Raw genomic sequence first — 25,201 nt, 5'->3', positions numbered from 1 at the left:
AGCACTATTGATTATCATTTTCAATGGAAGCAGATTAATTGTCACACTTATTTAACAAATTCGGGACGAACCGACCCTGATTCGAGAATTCAGATTCATACATGGTCAACTCTCGCAACGCCTTCTCCTCTGCAGGAATCCTGATCGATAAAATCAGGATGTTCAGCAAGGTGAAGACTGCCATTGTGATATAGGCATTGAACATTAAAGGAATAACAATCAATTCTATTGCTACAATTAAATAGTTTGGATGCTTGATGATTTTATATGGTCCTCTTTTGATGACGTTAGCTCCTGGAAGAATGATGATCTTTGTATTCCAGAACCTTCCCAATGAAGAGAGTGACCAAATTCTCATCACCTGCGTAAAAATAAACAAAGCAAGTAATGCCGGCCAATATCCTGACAGGTTTTTATCAAAGAAGATCACTTCCAGGATAAAAAATATGAAAAAAGCTGTATGGATTGACACCATTGCGGGATAGTGCCCCTGCCCAAACTCTATTGCTCCCTGTGCTTTCATCCAGGCTTCATTTTTTCTGGCTATGACTAGTTCTGTCAGCCTCTGAAAGATGATTAATCCGATAAATATGAGGAACACCATGTTATTCCCACCTCATCAAAAGCAATTCGGAGCTAAATCCGGGTCCTAAGGCTGCCCCCAGTCCAAGATCGCCTGCCTCCGCTGTCTCCATGAACCTTTTTAATACATACAGTATTGTTGCTGAAGACATATTCCCATAATCTTTTAAGACCTCCATTGATGTCCTGGTCATTGCTTCAGGGAATTTGAGAGCAGAAACATAGGCATCCAGGACCTTCTTTCCTCCTGGGTGCGCAATGAAGTGATCGAGATTCGGAACGTCAAGGTTATTGCTGTTCAAAAACCTTAAAACATTAGGCTGAAGCCAGTTTTCGATGATCGTCGGTATATCCTTGGAAAACACGACATAAAGTCCCTCATTTTTCACTTCCCAGCCCATGACATCCTCAGAGTCAGGCATGGTTGTTGACTGAGTGCCGATAATATTAGGTGCAGCATCTTTTTTCATGATATTCTCATAGCCGGAATCATCACCACAGACCAGGGCGCACGCAACCCCATCCGCAAACAGTGAAGTTCCAATCAGATTGCTTTTTGAACGGTCATTACGCTGGAAGGTTAAACTGCATAATTCAATTGACAGCACCAGAACCTTTGCCTCCGGGTATGCCAGACAATATTCAAAGGCTCGCGACAGTCCAGCTGCCCCACCAGCACACCCAAGACCCCAGATTGGGATCCTTTTAGTATATTGAGATGATGGCAGGATATTCATTATTCTCGCATCAATGCTTGGGGTCGACACACCCGTGCTGCTGATAGTAAAAATAGCATCGATTTCTTCAAGATGTACTTGGTTTTTTAAAAACTCATCACTTTTCAGGCAATTCGAGATTGCTTGTGCTCCTAGTTCCACAGCTGCCTCAATATAGGCATTATTCTTCTCTTCAAAAGTATGGTCACTTTCAAACCAATCAAGATTTTTAGCAAAATGGCGTTTCTCGATTTGGCCATTCTGAAATACAGTTAGCAGCCTATTTATATCTTTAAAGGATTCTTTGAATAGCTTTTCTGCAAAATCCATTACCTTTTCCTGCTCTATTGAAAATGGCGGCACAGCTTCTGCGATGGATATAACTCTTGGCATGTTTATACTCTCCTCACATCTATGTACGGTTACTTTTTCCATTTACCCAGAGAGTATACAGTCAAACTAGACTTGGACTGAAACGAAAAAAAGCTTTCCCCACAAATAAGGGAAAGCCTAACGTTTTGAAGGAGTTGCTGTGCAAGTTCATTATACAATGCACTCAAGCCTTGTACATTATAAAATCATTACCAGTTGACATTATATTTCTTAGAAGACTGTCTGTTTTTACCTCAATGGCTTCTTTTGTACGAAGCAGAGTACCTGCTTTTACCGTTTTAAACCTCGCGGATCTTTTTCGGGTAATGGATAATTACATTTCGATATCGTTCAAGCAGAAAGATACCCTTATGGAAGTCATTCCTCCTCCATAAGGGTATTATTCAAGCGTAAAGTTACTATTAAGCATGCAAATCCACTTTTTTACAGTTTGCTCCTCAATAACATTTTCAGGACAATACAGTAAACAAACTACTGCTTACAGTAAGTCTATTTTATCAGGCAATCAAAAACCATGGATCGTCATTCCACCGTCTACAAACAGGGTTTGTCCAGTGACATAATTCCCGGCATCTGAGCTTAGGAATACCACCGGCCCCACAAGCTCAGGCAACTCCCCGATCCGCTTCAATGGTGTAACTGCCAGGATATCCTGCACATACGCTTCGTCGGCCAATAGCTTTTCAGTCAGAGGCGTTTTGAAGTACCATGGACCGATTGAATTCACATTGATACCGTATTGTCCCCATTCCATCGCAAGCACCTTTGTCATCTGCATAAGGGCTGCCTTAGTTGCCGCATAGGCCACGCCCGTCCTGAGGGCTACTTGCCCCGCTACAGACGCAATATTAATGATTTTGCCTCCTGATTCCTGTACCTTCATGATTTTTCCCGCTTCCTGGGACATCATGAAGGCAGATTTCAGATTGGTATCCATGATTGTTTGCCATTCTTCATCCGTTGCTTCCAGAGCCTTTGAACGGATGTTCATACCCGCATTGTTGACAAGAATATCAATCTTTTTCCATTCAGACCTTACTGTAGAAATCGAATTATGTACTTGATCCCTTTTTGTCACATCTGTTGGCAGCACCAGAGTCTTTCTTCCCATTTTTTTAATTACCGAAGATGTTTCTTTGAGATCTTCCTCCGTGCGTGCAAGTAAGGCAACATCTGCTCCAGCTTCAGCCAGACCGATTGAAATCGCTCGGCCAATCCCTCTGCCAGCACCTGACACTACTGCTGTTTTACCTTTCAAATCAAAAGATGGCAAAAACATTCACATCATCCTCCCGTTCTAAAATTGACTTAATTTTAACATATTGTCCGGGAAAATCAGGATATCTCGCCTGCGAATACGAAAAAGCACCAAACCAGGTGCTATTTTTCGTCGGACTGCTTTTGTACCTCAATCCAGATTTGTTTTTCAGCTGCCCTCCCGCATTTTTTGCATAATCTTATTTCATCATATATGAGGCGGCAATGTTCGCAATAATACTTTTGCATAAACCCACTTCCTGATAGATCCATTTTCTATTAGTTTATTAGCTAAACGTGGAATGGTGATTCCTGTTTTTCTAATTGCTTTTTTAAAAATGTCAAGTCGTTCTGTCACATCCCGATTTGATTGCTTGCTAATATGCTCAAATTTTCACATAAATCTATTCACAGATTTTTCACATTTACCCATCGTTACATGTGACTTAAATCACTGTATTGACGCGTTTTCACCATTAACATAGTAAATATATCAGGTATGAACAATTTGTGAACTGTCTGAAACCATATTTACGTTTCCAAATTGTTTTGTATTATGAAAATGTACTTATCATTTATAAACGAACATTTCATACGAAGGGAGTGGACCGGGATGGCTCAGCCTGGAATCGGGAAGAAAACACATACAAAGGTGGAAGACCAATCTTCCTTGAAAGGAACACTTGCATCCGTTTTCTTGTTAGGATTCTTTTTAATCGTTACTTGGGTAGGCGTTTATTTCTTGTTTGTTGATCGTTTCTAAGATAGACCAAAAGGGGAGAAAGAAGTTATGCATATTCATAAATTTGAAAAAATCTGGCTGATATTCGGAATTACGACCTTAATCGTATTCCTGACTGTTATTGGGGTCAGCGCCTTCTATTTAGGCAACCAGCCTCCGAGCTGCCTGGCAACAATCAATCCTGAAAAGGTAGATACTACAGCACCTTTCGATAAACCTGGACTAAAGAAGGTTGAAGGAAAAGAATGGGATTACGAACTTGTTTTCGTGGCATCGGCATTTGCCTACAACCCTGGACAGGTCGAAGTTCCTAAAGGAGCTAAAGTGAAAGTAATCGCGACTACAAAAGACGTCATTCACGGTTTCCAGGTTGCAGGAACTAATATCAACATGATGCTTGAGCCTGGATATATCAGTGAGTACGTCACCACGTTTGACAAAGCCGGTGATTACCTGATTGTTTGTAATGAATATTGTGGTGTCGGCCACCACATGATGTCGTCTAAAATCGAGGTGGTAGAATAATGAATACTAAATCAATTAATCCAAAGGTTGACCGCCGAGACGGCAAATTGGCAATGGCCCACTTTTATGTCGCTTTCATCGCTCTTGCAATTGGCGGTCTTGCAGGTTTGCTCCAGACACTTGTCCGTTCAGGAAAATTTGAATTACCTTCATGGACTGGGTATTACCAAATCCTTACCATCCATGGTGTCGTACTTGGACTCGTGCTTACAACATTTTTCATTATGGGATTCCAGCTCTCTCTTGTGAGCAAAACATCCGGAACATTAACAAATAAACAGCGAAAGACTGGCTGGATTGGTTTCTGGACGATGACCATCGGTACTGTAATGGCTGCTATCATGATCCTGACAAACCAGGCTTCTGTTCTTTATACATTCTACGCACCATTACAGGCACACGCACTCTTTTACTTGGGACTTACACTCGTGATCGTCGGAAGCTGGATTGACGGCGCTGCAATCATCATGGCTTACTCTTCGTGGAGAAAAGCTAATCCTGGAAAGCCTAGCCCGCTGTTGACTTTCATGTCACTCGTCAACACGCTTATGTGGATCGTAGCTACGATTGGTGTTGCTGCAACAGTACTATTCCAGCTGCTTCCTTGGTCGCTTGGCCTTGTTGAGCGTGTAGATGTATTGGTCAGCCGTACATTGTTCTGGTATTTCGGCCACCCGCTTGTGTATTTCTGGTTATTGCCTGCATATATGGCCTGGTACGCAATCGTTCCAAAAATTATAGGCGGAAAGATTTTCTCTGATTCATTAGCTAGAATGTCATTCATTCTGTTCCTGTTGTTCTCAATTCCGGTTGGTTTCCACCACCAGTTAATGGAACCAGGTATTGACCCAGCATGGAAATTCCTTCAGGTTATTTTGACATTCCTTGTTGTCATCCCATCATTGATGACCGCATTCTCATTGTTTGCGACATTTGAAATGTTTGGCCGTTCTAAAGGATCTACCGGCCTATTCGGCTGGGTGAAAAAGCTTCCTTGGGGAGATGCCCGATTCGCAGTACCTTTCATAGGTATGCTTGCATTCATCCCTGCCGGTGCTGGTGGACTAGTCAATGCTTCCCACCAGTTGAACCAGGTAGTACACAACACAATCTGGGTTACAGGACACTTCCATTTAACACTTGCAACTTCAGTTGTCCTTACTTTCTTTGGGATTTCTTATTGGCTGGTCCCTCACCTGACTGGCAGGGTCTTGACAAAGGCTATGAATAAACTAGCCATTATCCAGGGAATTGTTTGGGCAATCGGTATGACATTCATGTCCGGTGCGATGCACGCAGCTGGTCTGCTTGGAGCTCCACGCCGTTCTTCATTCTCAACGTACGGCGGTTCAGAGCAAGCAGCTGAATGGATTCCTTACCAGGTTGCACAGGCAGTCGGCGGATCTATCCTGTTCCTTGGAATCATCCTGATCCTTTACATTTTCATTAACCTTGCATTCTTCGCACCTAAAGGGGAAGAAGAATTCCCTGTTGGAGAAGTTGCTGACCAAGCAGAGAAAACTCCGATGGTATTCGAAAACTGGAAGCTATGGCTTGGCATCACTGTCCTTTTGATTCTCTTCGCATACACGATACCGTTCATCGATATGATCGAAAATGCACCGATCGGGTCGAAGGGATATAAATTCTTCTAAAAAACACTTTCTATGAATCAACCAAAACAGGGTATGAAATTGCAAAAAATTTCACCCTGTTTTTTGTTGTTTTAGCAGCATTTATACGATTAACATATAAATAAAAAACTTAATATCACACTATTTAGCATGCTGATCTTGTCATTCCCGCCCTGTTATTTTACATACAAAATACCTGCCATTAAAATCGAACATAACCCGATGCCTACCAATATAAGAGGCTTGTTATGGGCCGCATCATGGAATAGCTTATTCGACTTCCATGAAAAAAATAGGATGCCTCAGCATCCTATTTTGCATTTTTACACATATTTTAATTAAAATTCTGCATTTCCTGGTGTACGAGGGAATGGAATGACATCGCGGATGTTTTTCATTCCAGTTAGATACATAACAAGTCGTTCGAATCCAATACCATAACCAGAATGCTTTGTGCTGCCGTATTTTCTAAGCTCGAGATACCACCAGTAATCTTCTTCCGCCATACCAAGTTCTTTAATTCGCTCTGCAAGAACGTCTTCTCTTTCCTCACGCTGGCTTCCGCCGATTAACTCGCCAATGCCGGGAACCAAAAGGTCTGTCGCGGCAACTGTCTTGCCATCCTCATTCGCTCGCATATAAAATGCCTTAATTTCTTTCGGATAGTCGGTTACGAAGACAGGACGTTTGTAAATTTCCTCGCTAAGGTAACGTTCATGTTCCGTTTGCAAATCTGTACCCCATTCAACAGGGTATTCAAATTCCTTATCTGAGTTCTTCAATAATTCAACAGCTTCGCTATAAGTAACGCGTCCGAAATCGGATTCTAATGCATTCTTCAATCTTTCGATAAGTGTTTTATCAATAAAGCTGTTAAAGAAGGCCATTTCTTCTGGTGCATGTTCAAAAACGTAATCAATGACATACTTGACCATTTCTTCTCCAAGGTCCATGATATCCGGTAATTCTGCAAAGGCAACTTCCGGCTCGATCATCCAGAATTCTGAGGCATGTCGTGCCGTATTGGAATTTTCTGCTCTGAATGTCGGACCAAAGGTATACACATTACGGAAAGCAAGAGCAAAGCTTTCGACATTTAATTGGCCGCTAACAGTTAAGTTTGTTTCTTTACCGAAGAAATCTGCACTGTCATCCACTTTTCCGTCTTCGGTTTTTGGAAGCTGGTTCAAGTCCATTGATGTTACACGGAACATCTCCCCTGCTCCTTCAGTATCACTTCCGGTAATAATCGGTGTATGTACATATACAAACCCTTTGTCTTGAAAGAATTTATGAAGGGCATAGGATGCAAGAGATCTTACTCTGAAGACGGCTGAGAAGGCGTTGGCTCTCGGACGTAAATGAGCGATTGTTCTCAAATATTCAAGGGTATGTCTCTTTTTTTGTATAGGGTAATCTGTATCCGACAATCCCTCGACTACAATTTTTGTTGCTTTAATTTCAAACGGCTGCTTCATTTCAGGAGTTGGAACAAATTCACCTTCTACTAAAACAGAAGAGCTAATAGGCAACTTTGTAATTTCTTTGAAGTTATCAAGGGTATCTTCAAAAACAACTTGTACACTCTTAAAGAATGTTCCATCGTTTAACTCCATAAAACCAATGGTTTTGGAATCGCGTAGCGTACGGATCCACCCTGTAATTTGAACAGTTTTGTCTTTAAAATTTTCTTGATTTCTGTATAAATCTTTTACTACGGTCTTAATCATAATTAGCCTCCTTATGGTAATTTTTTTGCAATAAAAAAAGCCTTCTATCCCCAAAAAAGGGACGAAAGGCTGAACTTCCGCGGTACCACCCAAATTGTCATAAAATGACCAGCTTTACTATTGCATATCCCAGTCTATAACGTGCTGGAAACGTCTAAGCCTACTCACGATATCCCTTTCGGTTAGAACTCAAAGGTGTTCTTCATTTATGCTTCATCGCCAGGCTTCCACCGTCCCCGGCTCGCTATCGAATATAGCAAAAACTACTTTCCTTTTCATCGATTTAAAAATATGTAGTTTTCAAAGGATTTTTACTGTAATAATTTATCACAAAACATAATCCTTTGTCTAGTTGCCCCCTAAGTTATCTGCATTTTTCGCTAAAAATCTTTGATTACAATCTAAAGTGAAACAATTTACCTAAACCAAAAAGTGCTTTAATTTAAAGGAAAAGGAGCCTGGGTTTGTGACCAGGCTCCTTTCTCTGTTAATTCGTGCGTTTATTATTTGCTTTTTTACCACTTCAAACGAGATTGAATCACACAGTGAAGTGCTTTTTTTGCTTCCTGATGGGAATTGAGATATTGATAGATATTACAGATATGATAATCAACGCAGATCCGAGCATCTGAAGACCGCCCAGCCTGTCACCATACACCAGTATTCCCAGCATGGTGGCAATGACAGGTTCCAGTGTAGCAACTACTGCAGCAGTACTGCTTTCCGTCCTTTCAAGGCCCCAGGAGTATGCAAAATATGCAATCACAGTCGGGAAGATCCCTAAGCCTATCGCATAAAGCCACGCATTCCCGGTGAAAAGGACAGAAGCCTTGCTGACTATACCAGTTGTCGGAGCCAGGGCAGCCGAAGCCACAAGGAATGTATACAAAGTGACCGTAAAAGGATGGTACCGCCTTAATGCCACCTTGCCAAATATACTGTAAAGAGCGTAGCCGAACCCTGCCCCTAGGCCAATAAGGATACTGGAGACAGAAAATGACGTCCCCCCGTGCCCTGTAATGCCTGCGGCAAGTGTGCAGCCGATGACCGTCATGACAATCGCCAACAGCTTCCTCCTGTTAATGCTTTCTTTCAGGAAAAGAAATGATAAAACCGCAACAAAAGCAGGAGAAGTATACAGTAAAGCTACAGCAATCGGGATGTTCATCAGGTTGATTGCCGTAAAATAAGACCAATTAAAAAAAACAATGCTTAAAATTCCTGTACCCACAAAAAGATACAAGTCTTTCACCCTGATTTTTAAATGACTTCGGTAAAAAGCAATTCCCACCAGAATCAAAATAATGGCTGCGGTCAACACACGGATAGCCACAATCTCCATAGCACTGAACCCGGCATTATTCAGGCCTTTAACAAAAAAACCAATCAGGCCCCACATTGCCGCAGCAAATGCGATCATAAAATAAGGCAATTTCCCGTACATACATTCACCCACAGAAAAGATGGCAGGAAGACTGCCATCTTATTTTCTAAAAAAGAATCTTATTAAACCAGCTGATATACTTTATTGTATTTTTCGTATAAATAATCGACTAAGTACTGAGCATTAAGTCCCTCTCCAGTTACATCAGTCAATATTTCAAGCGGTTTTTTCATTTTTCCATGCTTATGGACTTTCTCAGTCATCCACTCTTTAACCGGCTGAAGATTTCCTTGTTCCAGGAGTGCCTCATAGTCAGGCAAATCTTTGAGCATAGCATTCTTGAACTGCGCTGCATACATATAGCCTAAAGCATAGGATGGGAAGTAGCCAAAGCTGCCTCCTGCCCAGTGTACATCCTGCAGCACACCTTGTGCATCATTTTCCGGCCTGATTCCGAGATACTGTTCATATCTATCATTCCAGATCTGCGGAAGGTCCTTTACTTCAATTTCATCATTGAATAAGCCTTTTTCAATTTCATATCGTACCATCACATGGAGTGGATATGTCAGCTCATCTGCCTCAATCCTGATCAAGCTTGGCTTGGACTCATTAATTGCACGATAGAATTCCTCTGCCTCCACCCCGGTAAACTGTCCTTCAGAGAACTCCTGCAGCAGGCTGTAGTTGTGCTTCCAGAAAGAGTAATTTCGTCCAACAAAGTTCTCATAGAAAAGCGACTGTGATTCATGGATGCCCATTGAAGTGCCTGAACTCAGAGGAGTTCCAACCAGTTCATCCGAGATGTTTTGTTCATAAAGAGCGTGGCCGCCTTCATGAATGGTACCGAAAACAGCTGTCCTGAAATCTGCTTCATCATATTTCGTCGTAACCCTTACATCTCCTGGGTTAAGCCCCATTGCGAATGGGTGAACCGTTTCATCAAGCCGGCCTGCATCAAAATCATATCCCATTTGCTTTAGGATCTCGAGGCTGAAAGCACGCTGCTTTTCTTTAGGAAAATGCTCAAAAAGGAACTCTGTATCAGGTTTGGCAGTTGAACTGGAAATCTGCTGTACAAGCGGGACAATTTTTTCACGAAGGTCTCCAAACACCTGGTCCAAAACATCGACCGTGACCCCAGGTTCATACATATCGAGCAAGGTGTTGTATTTATTGCCTTCATATCCCCAGTAACCAATGAATCTCTTAGTGGTATCCACCAATTTTTCAAGATACGGTCTGAACATTTCAAAATCGGACTCTGCTTTTGCCTCTTCCCAAACACTTTCTGCTTTTGATTGAAGAATCACATATTCAAGATATTCTTCTGCAGGGATTTTTTTATTGCGGTCATAATCCTTTCTGCACTCATCCAGCGTTTTACGGGTAATCTCAGATAAACTTGTTTCATTAGAAAGTCGTGCTATGTATGATGCCATTTCTTCTGATGTTGACATGTTAAAAAGCTCTGAAGATAGTACTCCGATCACTTCAGAACGCTGACCTGCTCCCTTTTTTGGGGCTCCTGTCCTTAAATCCCAATAAATCAAAGAAAGCGCCTCTCCATAGGCAGCCATTTTTTTGACATAATCCAAAAATTTCTTTTCTGTTTGCATGACTTCACTCATTCATTTCACCCCATTTTTCTCTTTCTCGTCTATCTTATCATACTTTTCTGAACTTTACGTTCAAGAAAATCTAAAAGCCATCCCGCCTAAAAGGGGTGTGCGCTGAAGCCGTATTCTTTATGAACTTAATGAATTGTGAAACAAAATAAAAGGCTGTTTCGTAAAGATTATTGTTAAAATCCTAAAGTTGATTTTAACGTAATAAAGCCATTTTGCAGGTCGGTATTAAGTTTGACATGCTCTTTTTTCACAAAAGAGTCAACTTTGCGAAGAACATATTGGTCATTCAACCCGATTTTGTAGTCAATAGCAACAAAGTTTGAGAAAAGAGCCAAATAAAAACAACAGGCGAACCTGTTGTTTAATAGAATCATAGGATGTTTTCCAGATAATTATTTCGTTTTACCGATTGCCACTCGCCATGTTTCTGGGCCTTCCTCTAGATACTCCCATGAAAATGACTCCGGGCGTTCCATCATGAATTGGTATTGCAGCGGTCTAGGGTCATGGTCATTGACGATTTGCATGAATTCCCCCTTGTGCAGTGAGTCAAAGTTTTGGAATATGGTCGGGTGTTTTTCCCGTGGGGCATAATCAGGAACATTGATAATAACATTGAAAGTCATTTCACTCTCTCCTTTAATTTCTGATTTCCTTTACATTTACATTATAATTCTCCTGTATCCCACTTGTAGTGAGCGCGGTCACAGAGTAACTATGACTTCTTTCATTCGAGAAGTTCAGTCACCTCTAAATGTGATCTGTAAAAAAATAGAGGAACTACTTTTTCTAGAGAGAATTCTATGAAGGGGAGGGGATTTTTTGAAGGAGCTAGTTGGCAGCTGCGATCGTTGTGGAAAAGAGATTTTTTGCCTGGATGGTTTTTTGAATGGTGTACATAAAGATGGGAAAGTGCTTTGTTTTGAATGCGAAAAAGAAGAGGAACAAAAATCATAATAAAAACCGCAAAGCTAACGCTTTGCGGTTTTCCTATTAATCTTCATCAATAGCCAAATCTTTTACTGGCAGCTGTTCTTCTTCTTTATGTGTCACATTACGGAGATTGAAGAGTGCTTTTAAGCTGAATATTGCCAGCGCAGCAACACCAATCAAGAAAATCGTATCTGGTATTGCCCTCAGCGTCAGGAGCATTTCAACTGTTTCCCGCTGTAAGAACTGAGATGAACGTGAAGCTGCATAACCATTGAAATATGCTTCTTTTAACTGAAGATATCCGACTGGCAGCAATGACAGGAATACCATGCCAGCCAAGCCTGCGTTCAGCATGATGACTATGAATTTAACCCACCTGTCGTTCCACTTTTCAGGCTTCACAATATTGCGCAATGAGTAGATCAATACTGCGCCTGCGAACATTCCATACACACCCATCATCGCCGCGTGGCCGTGTGCTGGTGTCAGGAATTGGCCGTGCTCAAGGAAGCTGACTGCAGGCAGGTTGATCAGGAAGCCAAGTACACCTGCACCTACCAGATTCCAAATGGCTACTGAAATCAAGAACCAGAATGTACCTTTATAAGGGAAATCAACTCCCCCATCCCTCATCATTTTGTACTGTTCATATGCTTCCAGAATGAGCAAGGTCAACGGGATGACTTCCAGAGCAGAGAATACAGAACCGAGCGCAATCCAGACTTCGGAAGAACCATTGTAATAAAAATGGTGGCCGATACCGATGACACCTGCTCCCATCAGCAGGATTAACTGGAAGTATAATGCTTTTATTGTTGATTTTTTCGTGACTAGCTTCATTTGGACCATTAAGAAACCAATGACAACGACTGCGAAAACTTCGAATATTCCTTCAACCCAGAGATGGATGATCCACCAGCGCCAGTAGTCAGCAAAGGTATAGTGTGTGCCTGGATTGATCATGAAAGCGAAGAAGTAAAATGCTGGCACGGCAATTGCTGAGTAAAACAACAGGTGAATCAGGCCGCCTTTGTCTGATTCCCTCTTCAACCCACTCTTGATCCCGCGGAATACGATGAACAGCCAGATCAGCATTCCGGTCGCAAGAATGAACTGCCATATGCGTCCCAGCTCAAGGTATTCCCAGCCCTGGTGACCTAATAAGAACCAATTGTTGCCCAGGTAGCCGTTTGCACCAAGCCATTGGCCAATCATGCTGCCGGCTACAAGCACAACTAGTGCCCAGAATAATATGTCGACTAGTATTCCCTGGCGCTTTGGTTCATGCCCGCCGACCAGCGGAGCGATGAAGATGCCCATTCCTAACCATGCAGTCGCAATCCAGAAGATTGCCAGCTGAAGGTGGAATCCTTTTGTAATATTGAATGGCAGGATATCATGGACCCACTTCATTCCAAAGAAACTGTCAGGCTCGATATAATAGTGAGCGAGCAGCGCTCCGAACATTGCCTGAACAAAGAACAGTACAGAAACAACCGCGAAATATTTACCTGTTTTCAATTGCGAGGATGTAAGCGGAAGCTTCCTCAAATCGATTTTCGGGAAGTTCCCGGCTGTATAAGCCTCTTGCATCCCTAAATGATAACGGTAGAAAACAAACAGGATTAATCCTACGAATAGAATCAATATGGTCACACTCGCACCACTCCACCAGATTGCAGAGAAGGACATAGTGTTTCCGGCATCCTCATAATATGGCCAGTTATTTGTATAAGTAATATCATCTTCGGGTCTTTCTGTACTTGAAAGCCATGCTGTCCAGAAAAAGAAATCAGCGATTTGCTCAATCTGATCGCCCTTTGATACCCAGGCTCGCTCCCCGTCCGGCATATGTTTTTCCTGAATTAACCCTGGCTTTAGACCCCACTGATCACCTTCAGTAAAAATAGTATGATAGAATTCCCTTACCTTTTCGTGCCCATTTATTTGTGCCTCTGTCAGCACCAGCTTATCGGTATCCGGCACATAACGGTTTTCACGCATCTCCTTCATGACAGTGTCCCGGATGATTGTTTGTTCATCTCCCGTCAACGCTTTAAAACCCTTACCATATTTTTCTTGTGACTTGAAGTCATGCATCCCATCAGTATAAATTTTCAGTGCCTCTGCCGTGTAATCAGGCCCCATATAGGATCCATGCCCTAATACAGTTCCATAATCCATCAAACCATATTTCTGGAAGACAGCCTGCCCTCCCATGATGCTTTCTTTCGTTAAGATGACCTCTCCCTTTTCGTTTGTCACTTCTAGCGGCCTAGGAGCCATATCTTTAAAGATCCAGTAACCTCCTGTCAGGAGTACTGTAAAGCTAAGTAATAATGTGATGATGAGTACGGATTTCAGCAGTGAGTTTCTATTTTTCTTGACCACTGCCTTCGAGGATGTTCCATGCTGGATTTCCATCTACCATACACCCCTTCCCTGTTTTTTTTTTACAACTTAAGCATAATGGGAATGAAATGTTTAGTTTGTGAAGTTCCTCATTTGCCGGGTGTGATATTTCCCACAGCAATGATAATTATTTTCATAAAAACGTCAAAATATGATTCAGGTCACTTAGCCCTCCTCTTTCCCTTGATAAAATTTACGGCAGATACTTAATCAAATCATAGAGGAGCAGATTGAGATGCATATATCACAAATCAGACAGCAATTGAAAGAAGTTCCTATTTTCAAAGAATTATCGACAGAGGAGCTGGATCCGATCATAGAAATCGCCCAGCCAAGATTCTTTAAAAATAAAATGTATGCTTTCATGCAGGGAGATCCGCTAGACCGCGTTTTCTTCATTCATTCAGGGAAGGTGAAAATTTATAAAACCGACTCATCAGGAAGAGAACAAATCGTTTCTGTCCTTGAATCCGGTGAAATGTTTCCTCACGCTGGCTTCTTCAGGAAAGGCCAATACCCTGCCCACGCGGAAATAATGGAAGACACACAGATGATCATCGTACCAATCTCTAAATTTGAAGAGATCCTGGTTGCCTATCCTGAACTATCTATTAAGTTATTCCGTGTCCTTGGAGAGAAGATCATCGATTTGCAGGCCAGGCTCGAGGAACAGATTCTTCACAATACATACGAACAGATCATTATGCTGTTACTCCGCCTTTGCAAGACAAATGGAGAAAAGAAGGAACATGGATTTAAATTGACCACCCATTTTACCAATAAGGAATTTGCCAACATGATCGGTACTTCCAGGGAAACTGTCAGCAGAACCATCAACCATTTAAAGAAAAAAGATTACTTAAGTTTGGATCCTGACGGCTACTATCTGATCGACCATGAAAAATTGCATCAGGAATTGTTTTAGCAGGAAGAGCAATTTTTCTGCGGTTAAGTGATGCGTATCACGGCAGAAAAGAGTGAAAATGATTATCATTTAATCATACCAACTAAAGTATCGAGGAGCTGAATGATATGGAACACAGAACGATAGAATTGGATGTGCGTGAGGATATAAATAACAAGCTGGAGCCTTTCCAAAAAATCATGGAAGCCATTGGCGATTTGGAATTGAATGACAGACTGGTCCTCCATGCACCTTTCAAGCCTGTCCCCTTGTATGGGGTTTTAAAAGCAAAGGGATTTGAACACGTAGTCGAAAAAATCGAGGCAAAACATTATAAAATTACTTTTACAAAAAAGGGAGGGAAATAAGATGATCCTGGATAACAGAGGGCTTGAACCGCCACAGCCGATGATGCGGACACTGGCAAAGCTGGAGGAGCTTGAGGAAGGACAGACGCTTATCATTATCAATGACCGACGTCCGATGTTTCTGTTCGAGCAGCTTGATGAACTAGGATATCTTTATTTGACTGAACAGCAAGAAGATGGAAGCTATCGCGTGACTATTTCCCGCAAAGCGGGGTGAATCAAATGTTTCAGCAAAAAAGTGGTAACGAAACAAATATAAAGCTTCCTTTTTCATTCATCGGCTTCAGCATGCTCGCGTTAATTCTTTCACAGCTGCTAATCCTGCTGAACGGTGACCTTCTTGTTTCCGGCGTATTCCGATTGCCGGCAATCTGGTCAGCTGCACATCTGTTCGTACTCGGCTGGGCCCTGATGGTAGCTATGGGTGCCATGTACCAGCTGGTCCCTGTCGCATTCCTGACACCGATTTGGAACGAAAAATTTGGATTTTGGCAATTGGCTGTAACGACTGCAGGAATCGTATCTTTCGCTGCAGCATTATACCTTCGCCCACAGGATGCCTTGGTTCCAGGAATCCTGACATTGCTCGGAATTTTGATGTTCATATTTCAGATGTTCATGACGCTTAAAAGCCAGGCAAAACCAAATATCTTAACTTTGTTCGTCGGTACTGCACTGTTTTCTCTCCTGGCAACAATTACACTTGGTATCACATTGGTTCTGAGCATGAAGTCAGGTTTTGCATCAGAGTATTATCAAGCTATTTTTAAAACTCATATCCTGCTGGGTACAGTGAGCTGGTTCTCATTATTGATCTTTGGTTTTTCTTATAAAATGGTTCCGATGTTCTCACTTTCACATGGGTATTCCATGAAACCGGCACCATTTGTATTCGGTGTTTATGTTGTTGGAATTATCATTTTGATCTTTTCCTTCTTAACGGGCAGCCATTTATTTGAAGTGTTGGGAACTTTCATGCTATTTGCCGGATTCATGATTTTCACCTGGCATGTCAAAATAATCATTGATAAGCGTGTGAAGAAGAAGCTTGACCGCCCATTCATGTTCGCCTTATTTGCGATTGGCTGCGGTGCTTTAATCCACTTTGCCGCTTTTGCAGGAAGTGCCGCAAATCTCCTTTCAAAAATGGCAGGGCCGATTATTTTACTATATTTAGTCGCCTGGATTGCTTTCAGTATCATTGGTTATCTATATAAGATCGTCCCATTCCTGTGGTGGACTCATAAATACAGCAAGGAAATCGGTAAAAAGAAGGTGCCTGCGTTAAAGGACATGATGGATGAGAAGCTGGCACTGCCGCTTTTCATCTTGTTTACTGCCGGGACGATCCTTCTATTACTTTCATTCATTGCCAGGCTGATGCCGGTCTTTTACATCGGTCAGGGATTGATTGTTATCGGGACTGTCCTATTCAGCTATATTATCGCCAAAGTGGTCACTATTTAAGGAGGAGTTAGAAATGAATGAATTATTGGAAAAAATCAGGGGAAATTTAAAAACTGTGATCGATCCAGAATTGAATATTAATGTTGTGGATCTAGGTTTGATATATGAAATAGATGTTCCAGAACCCCGCAAAGCAAAGATTTTAATGACACTGACAACTCCGGGCTGCCCACTTCATGACAGCATCGCCAGCGGCATTAAATATTGCGTACAAGGCATGGAGGAAATTGACCATGCAGACGTCCAATTGACATGGGAGCCAGCCTGGACACCAGAACGGATGACCGAGGATGGAAAAAGACTGCTTCAGGGTTTTTAATCAGGGGAAATGATGGTTTCATAATCAAACAGCAAAGATGCAAAGAAACGCTTGGGCTTCAAGCGTTCTTTGCATCTTTGCATTGGCTTATTTAAGATTTGAAAGGCCAAATGACAATGCCTGCCGAAAGTTATTTTCTGCTTCCTGCAATTCTGCCAGCTGGAGTTCATCAGCCTGGAATTCATTACGCAAAGCCTCTGTACTAGTTGAAAGAGCTTTTAAGATCCTTTGGAAGTCGATAAATGTATAATTCATTGCCATCCCTCCGTTTCATAAGAAATGCGCAAGCGCCTTGTTCAGCCCCGACAAGCGTTGGAGGGCCGACCACTGAAGTCGCTTTTTGACTTCATTGGGCGGACCGAACTCGAAAAGCGTTTGCGACTGCCCAACTCCGACAAGCTCTGGAGGGCCTGACAGTGAAGTCGCTCTTTGACTTCATTGGCAGGACCGAAGAGTCTCGAGGAGTTAGGAGCCGCAGCTAGACAAACGTCTCGAGCTGCTCAAAGCTAACGCTTTGAGCAAGATTCTCGAAGAAGCCCACTCGGGGATGAAAAAGGCGCTGAAGCTGGACACTAATCTAAGTGTAAACAGTTGGTACTTTCTTATCCTTTACGAAATACAGATATAAATGTATTTTATGATGTTCTCCCCATATTTATTCCTGTTAGTCAGCCTAGTGTTTTTTTAGAGGCTGTTTCATCTTGCATATTTCAATTTTTCCAGAAAAAATAAAGCCTCCTGGTATACAGGAGGCTGTGTCTTATTTATCAACTCTTGGAGGGCGTTTACCCCAGTACTGATAGTAATCTGTCCGGATGAACCCATTGAACAACTTCCGTTTCTTAGTTGCCGGCTTTCCGTACACTTGTTCAAAGTCCTCATTGGAAGTCAGGATGTAAATGGACCATGTGTCAAGCGGGTCAAAAGCCTTGCCCATCTGGCTGTACATTTCTTCAACTGCTTTCTTTTCACCCAGTCGCTCCCCGTATGGCGGGTTGCCAACAATGACGCCATAGTCTTTCTTTGTCGTAAAGTCCTGGACACGCATTTGCTTGAAGGAAATCAAATCGCCAAGCCCCGCTTCAAAAGCATTCTCTTCGGCGATTTTTACCATACGATGGTCGATGTCCATGCCGCTGATGTCCAGAGGCTGATCGTATTTTGCAAGATCCTCTGATTCCATCCTTACCTCGTCCCAAACGGAATCAGGAAGAATTGGCCAGCCTTCTGATACAAATTCTCTGTTAAAGCCTGGTGCAATATTTTGACCAATTAATGCAGCTTCAATCGGAATCGTTCCAGACCCGCAGAACGGATCGACAAAGGGCTTGTCCGGATTCCAATTGGTCAGCATGATCAGGGCAGCTGCAAGAGTCTCCTTCAATGGAGCCTCCCCCTGGCCAGTCCTGTAACCGCGCTTATGAAGGCCGCTTCCGCTGGTGTCTATTGTCAGTGTTACGACATCCTTCAGGAGGGCAACTTCTATTTTGAACAATGGCCCGTTCTCTTCAAACCATGTTGTTGTTTTGTATGACTTTCTCATTCGCTCAACAATAGCTTTCTTAACGATTGCCTGGCAATCCGATACACTGAAAAGCTTGGATTTCACTGACTTGCCCGAAACAGGAAATTCAGCATTCTCCGGTAAAAAATCCTCCCATGGGAGAGCCTTCGTTTTTTCAAATAATTCGTCAAAAGTATAAGCCTTGAATTCGCCGATTTTGATCTTAATTCGGTCAGCGGTCCGGAGCCACATATTGCTTCTGGCTATCGCCCTGGCGTCCCCTTTATAAATGATCTTACCGTTTTCCACCTGACATTCGTACCCTAAGTCACGGACTTCCTTTGCGACAATTGCTTCAAGACCCATAGCAGAGGTTGCGATTATATCAAAATTCTTCATCGTTTCACCCTTTATATCCAATATCTTATGTACTCCATTATTAAGTTTGCCCAATAGACTTAATATACATAAAAAAAGCACTCCTGGCAAAAGGAGAGCTTTAGTAAACACTCATACAAATCCATTAATAACGTTCTGTAAGCCATGTTTTGTACCTTTGTACTGCAAACGACCAAAAGTCTCGTACTCCGGCGGTAATCATCTATCTACAGATGAGAACTCATCTGTCCTTCCCTTTGTTCAGTTCCTCCAGGAAGATGCCCCTACCATCGTTTGGGTTTCTCGCTCGTGGGGTTTACCTCGTTCCACCCTTCCGATTTCTCGAAAGGCTCCGTCACTGTGGCACTTTTATAGGTATTCATGCCATATCGTTGCCGACTTAGGCATTTTCCCGGCCGTCAGCCGAGCGTGAGCCCGACTGCCCTGGCTTATGAATTGGCCAGGCACGAACACTACAGGCATCTCAGCCTGTGCGAGCATGGACTTTCCTCTGCAGCAGAACTGCAGCGATTACCCGAACGTTATTAACAGCTACAAGAAACATTATATGAAATATAGGTTTGAAAAGCAATGGTAATACATTTCAAAAACTAGCAAATGCTGGATTAATCGTAAAGTTTATCCCCAAAAACATGCTTTTCCAGATTCGAAAGCCTTTTAAGGATATCGAAATTCGTTGTGCCGGCCGCCTGTGTGCTTGGTCGGCGTGAAGCTTCATCAAGTTGCTTTTTCAGGCGAAGATTGTCCTGTTGGAGCTCCTCGATCTCCTGCTGCATAACTTCATAGTCCTTGATAATCATATCAAGAAACTTATCGACATCTTCTGGTTTGTAACCACGCATTGCTGTTTTGAATTCTTTTTCTAAAATATCTTTAGCAGTTAACTGTATTTTATCGGATAGCATTCCATTCACCTCAATATACCCCAATCGTCACATTTATTTTTTCAAAAACAAGGGGATTTGTCAATTTTTCTTTTAATAAACTTATTTATGTGGTTCTGCAGGAAATATTTATGGTTAAAAACCCTGCTGTTTCAATTGTTCCTCTTCAACCGCCATTTGTAGATCGTACAATGTGATTAATCTTATATCATAATCGTTTGCTTCTTGGAATTTTTTTGCTGTTTCATATATAAATTTTGGACTGCCTTCTTTTTCAGGATCATATAGCAAGACCAACAAGTCGCTTTTCTCTATAAAAAATTGATTCTTCAACCTGAATTGCCACGGTTTTTCGTATGGCTTTTTAGTGATGGAATCAACATGGTCAGCGCCAGCAATCACTGATTCATACCACTCCTTATTGGCCTCTTTCCAAGTTTCCTCCTGATTCAGAAAAGGAGTGAATACAGAAAGTTTAAGTTCGGGATATTCTTCCTGGAGCTCGAATACAGCCTCACCAGCCCATAATTCAACACCGAGCTGTCCACTTATCATCACCCATTCAAGTCCTTCCTCAATTAAAGGGATCAAGCTCTTCTTTATCGCCATTTTTATGTATTCAGCTGACGGATGATCATGCTGGAATACGCCAAGTTCAAAAGGTTTATAACCAGATATCGCAGCTACTTTTACCATATAATCTCCTTTGAAACATTGATTATAAATAAATCCATATTGAAGGTATTCCCTTTTAGCAGTAAATATTACACCTGAAATTTTCAAAAATAGCTATTTACAAACCGATTGTACTTTCTGAACATATTTTTGCTTCCACAGTCTTATAAGCGTCAGGGCTCTTTTCAAGGAGACTTCTACACATGTAATGAAATACTTTACTCTTGATTGACCAAGTAACTGTCTTCGAAAAGAGCTAAAAAAACAAGAGCTGCAAGAGCCCTTGTTGAAGTCATTTTATCGGCCAAATCCTGGACCGCCAAATCCTGGTCCACCAAATCCTGGGCCGCCGAATCCTGGTCCGCCGAATCCCGGGCGAGGTCTCGGACCAACTGGAGCCACTCCGCCTGGCACCGGACCAAGTCCACCATAGTGGTTCTGATGTGTCACCTGATTAACCGTAGACTGTGTTTGCGGGAAATAATGGACGTGATCATAATTGATGTGGTTTACGTTTGTAGTATGTGTTGGATGAACATGTGGTACCACATTATTGGTAAAACTATTGTTCACACAGCACTGAGTAGGATGAACTACTGTTGGCAATACATTTGTTGGCTTGCAGTGCATAGTGCATAACTCCTTTCAATTAGACTTATTGTTTACATTATCAGCCTATGTAGAAGTGATGCGCCTTGTACTAATGAAAACACCTATTTTTCAAAAGAAATTCCCGTGCAAGCACTTAGTGAAATTCTTAGAGGAATGTGTAAAAGTTGTCCTTCAACCCGCTGAAGATCACAGCGATGAGAGTAATCACAACAAAATATAGAACTAATACCGCTTTATACATCAAACCAGCCCCGTAAAATTATATTGTTTTTTTAACACCATACAATTTTACATTTTACAACGTCTAAACCATACATACAACAGGATATTACAGGTTTTAAAGGATAAATGTTAAAATTTTGTTACAATTCAGGATTCCGTGACGAAACCTGGCATAAAACCAATTTATTTTGGCGAATTCTGCGCTTGCCCGGGAAATTCTTTTCGGGAAATCCTCAGGATTCTTTTTTCGAGCTCGCCGGTAAAAATCATGTCTTTTTTTGTTGTACCTTTTTCTTCGCGGTGTATTTCTTCAGCAAGCCGGCAATACTTCATGGCCATTTCAAGGTTTTTCTCGCGATGCTCGAAATGTTTGGCCAGCTCGATGCACGCTTCTTTCTGCTGCTTTTTCGTTCCTTGGGCTGCACTTTCTTTCCATAGCGCAACTGCTTCTTGCCATTCTTTATGCTTTTTAAACTCAAAAGCCAGTGCATGCTTAGCTGAAATCGCTTCCTCATTTCCATCATCTAGAAGCCCGCTGAACGCTTGCTTCGCTTTATCTGATTCGCCAAGATAGGAAAACCAGCGTCCCACCTCGTAAGTTTCCCGCGGTGTTTGTGTACGGTCCCTTCCGAGAATCTGGAAAGTTAAATGTGTATAGAGAGTCAATAGTGACAGGATATCCGTTTCATTGTGCCTAATGACTCCCAGCAAGCCTTCAGGGTTTTTTCTCTCCAGAAAGTCAAAATAGATCATTGGTGCCAAAAAGCCAGGAATGTCATCCTTTCTTTCAAGACCTAATACTTCTTGTTCCACAATGCTTAATTTCATCCGCTCAATTTTATGCTTCCATAATCTTCTCGCTGCATGATATAAATCAAAATGGCCAAAGGAAGGCAGCTTTGGCACATGGTCACGGACAAGGGTGTGCCTCGTTTTGACCTGTGGCCAATCGAAAGCCTTGCCATTGTACGTAACCAATGTCGTGTAATCGGCATTCATTAAAAAGCTCTGGTAAAGAGCTACTTCTGCTCCCGGATTTGGCAGGATATGCTGTTTCAATTTTAGTGAATTCCCTGAAATGGACGCATGGCCAAGCAGGAAGATGGTATTGCCTGTCCCTCCCCCAAGCCCTGTTGTTTCGGTATCAAAAAATACCATGTCGGCTGGGCTGTGCCCGAATGCAGAAAGCGGATGCTTTGTCTGCTCCTTGTTCCACAGTGAAACAGCCTCCAGTAAATCGCCGAATTGGTAATGGCCGTGCTGTTGGTCTAGTGGATAACTCACTTCCCTGACAAGGCAATATTGTCCGTCAAAATAGAAGGGGGATACCTGCTCCTGCTGCCAGACATCAAGAAATGGGATTTCCGGCGTTTCTTCCGCTTTAACCGGTTCGGTCTTGGGCTTTTCAGCTCCGCTTTTTATATGCGGCTTCAGCCTGTTCAATTTATTCTTGAGACTCATATTCCCCCTCCTTCGCTACACAGCTGCTTTAAGGAATAAATTCAGTAATTTTACAACATCATTTTTTGAATGAATAGAAGATGTATCCGTTCCGATGCAGGATGGGCAACCGTCTGAACACTGGCAATTCAGGACCATTTTTTTAGTTTGGTTCAAAATTTCTTCGATTCCGGTATATATTTTTTCGCTTAACCCGATTCCACCAGGGTAGCGGTCATAAAAGAAGATAGTTGGCTTTTCATTATGGGCCGCCTTGACCTGCGGAACTACATGAACGTCAGAGGGATCGCACATTACGAATAATGGGGCGATATGTTTTAGTGCCTGAGATGTCCCAATAAGCCCTTCCTCTAGCCGGTCATGGCCGAACTCCGAAAGCTCTTTGTTCAGTGATATCCATGCTGAGCTTGTATGGAGCTCCTCTTCCGGAAGGAAAATCGGTCCTGAACCAATATTCTCATGTGTTTCAAACCGGATCTTCTTGAAAATCGTTGCCATTGCTCTGACACTGACATCTCCATAGCCGATTTCTGTTTCTTCATTGCCCCTGATTTTATCTTCTTCAAGGACGCTAAGCTGGACAGCAAGATTGGCATCGGTAAAATAATCGACATCCACTTCACGGACAAACGCCTTCTTTTCCTCCCAATCAAGCTTTTCCACCTGAAATTGTATTCCCTGGTGGAGATAAATGGCTTCTTCATGCAGCAATGTCATCGCTGAAAAAGTATCCATTTCACCAATCACCCTTACATTTGCTACATCTGACTGGTCGATGATCACGACATTTTCCTGTGATGCTGAACGCAGGCTGATATTGTGTGCCGGGAAAGCGTCATTCATCCAGAACCACTTGTCTCCGTTCTGGTGAAGGATACGCTCTTCCGTCAAATATTCAAGTATTTCCTCAATTTCAGCAGCACCAAAAGTGTCGCCCTTTTTGAAAGGCAATTCATAGGAAGCACACTTGATGTGATCGATCAGGATAATCAAATTGTCCGGGTTGATTCTCGCCGTTTCCGGACTGCGATTAAAAAAGTAAGCAGGATGCTGGATAACGTATTGATCCAGCGGGCTGGAGCTGGCCACCATGATGACAACCGATTCCCCGTGCCGGCGCCCTGCCCGTCCTGCCTGCTGCCAGGCACTCGCGATCGTTCCCGGATAACCGTTCATGATACATACCTGTAGCTGTCCAATATCGACACCAAGTTCAAGCGCATTGGTGCTGACTACTCCATATATGTCACCTGAACGGAGGCCCTTTTCAATTTCGCGCCTTTCTGTCGGAAGATAGCCGCCCCGATATCCTCTGATTGCCTTTGGACCCAGCTTGTGTTTGACCAGCTCCTGAAGATAAGTAAGCAGGATTTCGACCCTCACCCTGCTTCTAGCAAACACGATTGTCTGGATTTTATTTTTCAGAAATTCACCTGCGAGCCTCCTGGTTTCAAGCGTTGCACTTCTGCGGACATTCAGCGGAATATTGACGACTGGAGGATTATAAAATAAAAAGTGCTTCCTTCCTGAAGGAGCTCCATTATTGTCAATCAGGATCATATCCTTTTCAGTCAAACCCTCAGCCAGTTCAAGCGGATTCGCAATCGTAGCAGAAGTACAGATGAAAACAGGATCGCTTCCATAGTAATTGCAGATTCTCTTTAATCTTCTAATGACATTTGCCACATGGCTGCCGAAGACTCCCCTGTAAATATGCAATTCATCAATGACGACATACTTCAGATTTTCAAAAAGGGAAACCCATTTTGTATGATGCGGCAGGATCGCAGAATGGAGCATGTCCGGATTTGTGATAACGATATGCCCTGCCCTCCTGACCTTCTGGCGAATATTAGACGGAGTGTCTCCGTCATATGTATAACTATTGATTGCCAGCTCCGCCTCCTGAATCAGTTCATTGATCTCACTCTTCTGGTCCTGCGCCAGAGCTTTTGTCGGGAACATATACAGCGCCCTGGCATTCGGATCATTAATGATCGATTGTAATACTGGCAGGTTATAACACAATGTTTTCCCAGAAGCAGTCGGCGTGACAGCCACAATGCTCCGCCCCTGCATGATTTGATCATAAGAGGACTTCTGATGCGTGTACAGACGGGAAATTCCCCGTCTTTCTAATGCTGCTTTTAAAATCCCGCTTAAATCTTCTGGCATTTCTTCCGTTTTGGCTTCTTTCTCTTCAATCGTATGCCAGTGGACGATGTTTTTCTTTACCGATTCACTAACCTTTAGTTCTTGCAAAATCTCTTTTATGCTTTTCCGGACCTTCATAGCGTTCACCTCGTTATTCCTATTTTACCGAATAAACGTTCGTTGCAAAAGATAAAAGTTTAATAAATCAAACTGCTATTTTTTGGAATACATACTCTTCCATCTCCAATAATATCTATTTACCCCTCTCTCGGAACAATCTGTTATGTCTTTTA

The 25,201-nt window shown here is 42.4% G+C and carries 24 protein-coding genes, 1 other RNA gene and 1 other annotated feature; of the genes, 9 read left to right on the top strand and 16 right to left on the bottom strand.

The features are described from left to right. Positions 1–34: 34 nt before the first annotated feature. The 3 genes from J7E35_RS15055 to J7E35_RS15045 form a co-directional block, all read right to left on the bottom strand. A complete protein-coding gene (locus J7E35_RS15055; RefSeq protein ID WP_214737006.1) occupies positions 35–604 on the bottom strand; it encodes an isoprenylcysteine carboxyl methyltransferase family protein in 570 nt (189 codons plus the stop codon). A 1-nt stretch (position 605) separates the two neighbouring features. Next, a complete protein-coding gene (locus J7E35_RS15050; protein WP_214781067.1) occupies positions 606–1,691 on the bottom strand; it encodes a type III polyketide synthase in 1,086 nt (361 codons plus the stop codon). Between the two features lie 505 nt (positions 1,692–2,196). Further along, the gene (locus tag J7E35_RS15045; protein WP_214781064.1) at positions 2,197–2,970 is read right to left on the bottom strand and encodes an SDR family NAD(P)-dependent oxidoreductase; all 774 of its coding nucleotides are present in this window, start codon (positions 2,968–2,970) and stop codon (positions 2,197–2,199) included. A 591-nt stretch (positions 2,971–3,561) separates the two neighbouring features. On the opposite strand from J7E35_RS15045, the gene J7E35_RS15040 reads away from it, so the two are divergent. The 3 genes from J7E35_RS15040 to J7E35_RS15030 are packed head-to-tail and all read left to right on the top strand — an operon-like array spanning position 3,562 to position 5,870. Next, complete coding sequence (locus J7E35_RS15040) at positions 3,562–3,711, top strand: hypothetical protein (protein WP_023627611.1); 150 nt, start codon at positions 3,562–3,564, stop codon at positions 3,709–3,711. Between the two features lie 27 nt (positions 3,712–3,738). Then, positions 3,739–4,215 (top strand): cytochrome c oxidase subunit II, encoded by a 477-nt coding sequence (locus J7E35_RS15035; RefSeq protein ID WP_214737012.1) that lies wholly within the window; start codon positions 3,739–3,741, stop codon positions 4,213–4,215. Further along, positions 4,215–5,870: a b(o/a)3-type cytochrome-c oxidase subunit 1 gene (locus J7E35_RS15030; RefSeq protein WP_214737014.1), complete on the top strand. Its 1,656-nt coding sequence runs from the start codon at positions 4,215–4,217 to the stop codon at positions 5,868–5,870. The genes J7E35_RS15035 and J7E35_RS15030 overlap by 1 nt, the downstream gene beginning before the upstream one ends. A gap of 317 nt (positions 5,871–6,187) precedes the next feature. Here the strand turns inward: J7E35_RS15030 and asnS are convergent, their stop codons facing one another. The 4 genes from asnS to J7E35_RS15010 all read right to left on the bottom strand — a co-directional run bounded on the left by asnS (position 6,188) and on the right by J7E35_RS15010 (position 11,220). Then, positions 6,188–7,579, bottom strand: coding sequence for an asparagine--tRNA ligase (asnS, locus tag J7E35_RS15025; RefSeq protein ID WP_214737016.1), 1,392 nt, complete (start codon positions 7,577–7,579; stop codon positions 6,188–6,190). A 54-nt stretch (positions 7,580–7,633) separates the two neighbouring features. Further along, positions 7,634–7,867, bottom strand: a binding site (T-box leader). Between the two features lie 250 nt (positions 7,868–8,117). Beyond that, positions 8,118–9,023, bottom strand: coding sequence for an EamA family transporter (locus J7E35_RS15020; RefSeq protein WP_214781062.1), 906 nt, complete (start codon positions 9,021–9,023; stop codon positions 8,118–8,120). A 62-nt stretch (positions 9,024–9,085) separates the two neighbouring features. Further along, complete coding sequence (locus J7E35_RS15015) at positions 9,086–10,594, bottom strand: carboxypeptidase M32 (RefSeq protein ID WP_214737020.1); 1,509 nt, start codon at positions 10,592–10,594, stop codon at positions 9,086–9,088. 392 nt (positions 10,595–10,986) lie between these two features. Beyond that, entirely contained in the window at positions 10,987–11,220 is a 234-nt protein-coding gene (locus J7E35_RS15010; RefSeq protein ID WP_214737023.1) for a DUF2249 domain-containing protein, read from the bottom strand. 196 nt (positions 11,221–11,416) lie between these two features. Between J7E35_RS15010 and J7E35_RS23520 the strand changes: the two genes are divergently transcribed. Continuing rightward, on the top strand, positions 11,417–11,551 hold the full coding sequence (locus J7E35_RS23520; RefSeq protein WP_285289118.1) for a hypothetical protein: 135 nt from the start codon (positions 11,417–11,419) through the stop codon (positions 11,549–11,551). 36 nt (positions 11,552–11,587) lie between these two features. Here the strand turns inward: J7E35_RS23520 and J7E35_RS15005 are convergent, their stop codons facing one another. After that, positions 11,588–13,951, bottom strand: a complete 2,364-nt coding sequence (locus J7E35_RS15005; RefSeq protein WP_214781059.1) for a nitric-oxide reductase large subunit — start codon at positions 13,949–13,951, stop codon at positions 11,588–11,590. Between the two features lie 223 nt (positions 13,952–14,174). On the opposite strand from J7E35_RS15005, the gene J7E35_RS15000 reads away from it, so the two are divergent. From J7E35_RS15000 to J7E35_RS14980, 5 genes are all read left to right on the top strand, one after another. Then, positions 14,175–14,864 (top strand): Crp/Fnr family transcriptional regulator, encoded by a 690-nt coding sequence (locus J7E35_RS15000; RefSeq protein ID WP_214781056.1) that lies wholly within the window; start codon positions 14,175–14,177, stop codon positions 14,862–14,864. A 107-nt stretch (positions 14,865–14,971) separates the two neighbouring features. Continuing rightward, entirely contained in the window at positions 14,972–15,211 is a 240-nt protein-coding gene (locus tag J7E35_RS14995; protein WP_214737029.1) for a DUF2249 domain-containing protein, read from the top strand. Position 15,212: 1 nt separating this feature from the next. Then, complete coding sequence (locus J7E35_RS14990) at positions 15,213–15,428, top strand: DUF2249 domain-containing protein (RefSeq protein ID WP_214737031.1); 216 nt, start codon at positions 15,213–15,215, stop codon at positions 15,426–15,428. A 5-nt stretch (positions 15,429–15,433) separates the two neighbouring features. Next, positions 15,434–16,678, top strand: coding sequence for a hypothetical protein (locus tag J7E35_RS14985; RefSeq protein ID WP_214781541.1), 1,245 nt, complete (start codon positions 15,434–15,436; stop codon positions 16,676–16,678). Between the two features lie 13 nt (positions 16,679–16,691). Next, a complete protein-coding gene (locus J7E35_RS14980) occupies positions 16,692–16,997 on the top strand; it encodes a metal-sulfur cluster assembly factor (RefSeq protein WP_214737035.1) in 306 nt (101 codons plus the stop codon). An 87-nt stretch (positions 16,998–17,084) separates the two neighbouring features. Here the strand turns inward: J7E35_RS14980 and J7E35_RS14975 are convergent, their stop codons facing one another. The 8 genes from J7E35_RS14975 to J7E35_RS14940 all read right to left on the bottom strand — a co-directional run bounded on the left by J7E35_RS14975 (position 17,085) and on the right by J7E35_RS14940 (position 25,046). After that, the gene (locus tag J7E35_RS14975; protein ID WP_214737037.1) at positions 17,085–17,252 is read right to left on the bottom strand and encodes a hypothetical protein; all 168 of its coding nucleotides are present in this window, start codon (positions 17,250–17,252) and stop codon (positions 17,085–17,087) included. A 505-nt stretch (positions 17,253–17,757) separates the two neighbouring features. Continuing rightward, positions 17,758–18,900 carry a THUMP domain-containing class I SAM-dependent RNA methyltransferase gene (locus J7E35_RS14970; protein ID WP_214737039.1) on the bottom strand — a complete coding sequence of 381 codons (1,143 nt, stop codon included), beginning with the start codon at positions 18,898–18,900 and terminating at the stop codon, positions 17,758–17,760. Between the two features lie 133 nt (positions 18,901–19,033). Continuing rightward, positions 19,034–19,422, bottom strand: an RNA gene (gene rnpB / locus J7E35_RS14965) — RNase P RNA component class B. 83 nt (positions 19,423–19,505) lie between these two features. Then, on the bottom strand, positions 19,506–19,805 hold the full coding sequence (gene gpsB / locus J7E35_RS14960; RefSeq protein WP_023627594.1) for a cell division regulator GpsB: 300 nt from the start codon (positions 19,803–19,805) through the stop codon (positions 19,506–19,508). Positions 19,806–19,919: 114 nt separating this feature from the next. Next, complete coding sequence (locus J7E35_RS14955; RefSeq protein WP_214781052.1) at positions 19,920–20,480, bottom strand: SLOG family protein; 561 nt, start codon at positions 20,478–20,480, stop codon at positions 19,920–19,922. Positions 20,481–20,756: 276 nt separating this feature from the next. After that, a complete protein-coding gene (locus J7E35_RS14950) occupies positions 20,757–21,089 on the bottom strand; it encodes a CotD family spore coat protein (protein WP_214781049.1) in 333 nt (110 codons plus the stop codon). A gap of 387 nt (positions 21,090–21,476) precedes the next feature. Continuing rightward, the gene (locus tag J7E35_RS14945; RefSeq protein ID WP_214781046.1) at positions 21,477–22,754 is read right to left on the bottom strand and encodes a ribonuclease H-like domain-containing protein; all 1,278 of its coding nucleotides are present in this window, start codon (positions 22,752–22,754) and stop codon (positions 21,477–21,479) included. Positions 22,755–22,769: 15 nt separating this feature from the next. After that, complete coding sequence (locus J7E35_RS14940) at positions 22,770–25,046, bottom strand: DEAD/DEAH box helicase (RefSeq protein ID WP_214781043.1); 2,277 nt, start codon at positions 25,044–25,046, stop codon at positions 22,770–22,772. Between the last annotated feature and the right edge of the window lie 155 nt (positions 25,047–25,201).

The sequence above is a fragment of the Bacillus sp. ISL-45 genome, assembly GCF_018613195.1.
Lineage (GTDB): Bacteria > Bacillota > Bacilli > Bacillales > Cytobacillaceae > Mesobacillus.
This window is presented reverse-complemented; position numbering and strand designations above follow the sequence as displayed.

Excerpts from the sequence above, each read along its gene's own strand:
- J7E35_RS14940 (WP_214781043.1), bottom strand. The coding sequence starts at position 25,046 with ATGAAGGTCCGGAAAAGCATAAAAGAGATTTTGCAAGAACTAAAGGTT.
- J7E35_RS15055 (WP_214737006.1), bottom strand. The coding sequence starts at position 604 with ATGGTGTTCCTCATATTTATCGGATTAATCATCTTTCAGAGGCTGACA.
- J7E35_RS15015 (WP_214737020.1), bottom strand. The coding sequence starts at position 10,594 with ATGAGTGAAGTCATGCAAACAGAAAAGAAATTTTTGGATTATGTCAAA.
- J7E35_RS15020 (WP_214781062.1), bottom strand. The coding sequence starts at position 9,023 with ATGTACGGGAAATTGCCTTATTTTATGATCGCATTTGCTGCGGCAATG.
- J7E35_RS15035 (WP_214737012.1), top strand. The coding sequence starts at position 3,739 with ATGCATATTCATAAATTTGAAAAAATCTGGCTGATATTCGGAATTACG.
- J7E35_RS14945 (WP_214781046.1), bottom strand. The coding sequence starts at position 22,754 with ATGAGTCTCAAGAATAAATTGAACAGGCTGAAGCCGCATATAAAAAGC.
- J7E35_RS15040 (WP_023627611.1), top strand. The coding sequence starts at position 3,562 with ATGGCTCAGCCTGGAATCGGGAAGAAAACACATACAAAGGTGGAAGAC.
- J7E35_RS15050 (WP_214781067.1), bottom strand. The coding sequence starts at position 1,691 with ATGCCAAGAGTTATATCCATCGCAGAAGCTGTGCCGCCATTTTCAATA.
- J7E35_RS14985 (WP_214781541.1), top strand. The coding sequence starts at position 15,434 with ATGTTTCAGCAAAAAAGTGGTAACGAAACAAATATAAAGCTTCCTTTT.
- asnS (WP_214737016.1), bottom strand. The coding sequence starts at position 7,579 with ATGATTAAGACCGTAGTAAAAGATTTATACAGAAATCAAGAAAATTTT.
- J7E35_RS15045 (WP_214781064.1), bottom strand. The coding sequence starts at position 2,970 with ATGTTTTTGCCATCTTTTGATTTGAAAGGTAAAACAGCAGTAGTGTCA.
- J7E35_RS15000 (WP_214781056.1), top strand. The coding sequence starts at position 14,175 with ATGCATATATCACAAATCAGACAGCAATTGAAAGAAGTTCCTATTTTC.
- J7E35_RS14990 (WP_214737031.1), top strand. The coding sequence starts at position 15,213 with ATGATCCTGGATAACAGAGGGCTTGAACCGCCACAGCCGATGATGCGG.
- J7E35_RS14995 (WP_214737029.1), top strand. The coding sequence starts at position 14,972 with ATGGAACACAGAACGATAGAATTGGATGTGCGTGAGGATATAAATAAC.
- J7E35_RS15030 (WP_214737014.1), top strand. The coding sequence starts at position 4,215 with ATGAATACTAAATCAATTAATCCAAAGGTTGACCGCCGAGACGGCAAA.
- J7E35_RS14975 (WP_214737037.1), bottom strand. The coding sequence starts at position 17,252 with ATGAATTATACATTTATCGACTTCCAAAGGATCTTAAAAGCTCTTTCA.
- J7E35_RS14955 (WP_214781052.1), bottom strand. The coding sequence starts at position 20,480 with ATGGTAAAAGTAGCTGCGATATCTGGTTATAAACCTTTTGAACTTGGC.
- J7E35_RS14950 (WP_214781049.1), bottom strand. The coding sequence starts at position 21,089 with ATGCACTGCAAGCCAACAAATGTATTGCCAACAGTAGTTCATCCTACT.
- gpsB (WP_023627594.1), bottom strand. The coding sequence starts at position 19,805 with ATGCTATCCGATAAAATACAGTTAACTGCTAAAGATATTTTAGAAAAA.
- J7E35_RS15010 (WP_214737023.1), bottom strand. The coding sequence starts at position 11,220 with ATGACTTTCAATGTTATTATCAATGTTCCTGATTATGCCCCACGGGAA.
- J7E35_RS14970 (WP_214737039.1), bottom strand. The coding sequence starts at position 18,900 with ATGAAGAATTTTGATATAATCGCAACCTCTGCTATGGGTCTTGAAGCA.
- J7E35_RS15005 (WP_214781059.1), bottom strand. The coding sequence starts at position 13,951 with ATGGAAATCCAGCATGGAACATCCTCGAAGGCAGTGGTCAAGAAAAAT.
- J7E35_RS14980 (WP_214737035.1), top strand. The coding sequence starts at position 16,692 with ATGAATGAATTATTGGAAAAAATCAGGGGAAATTTAAAAACTGTGATC.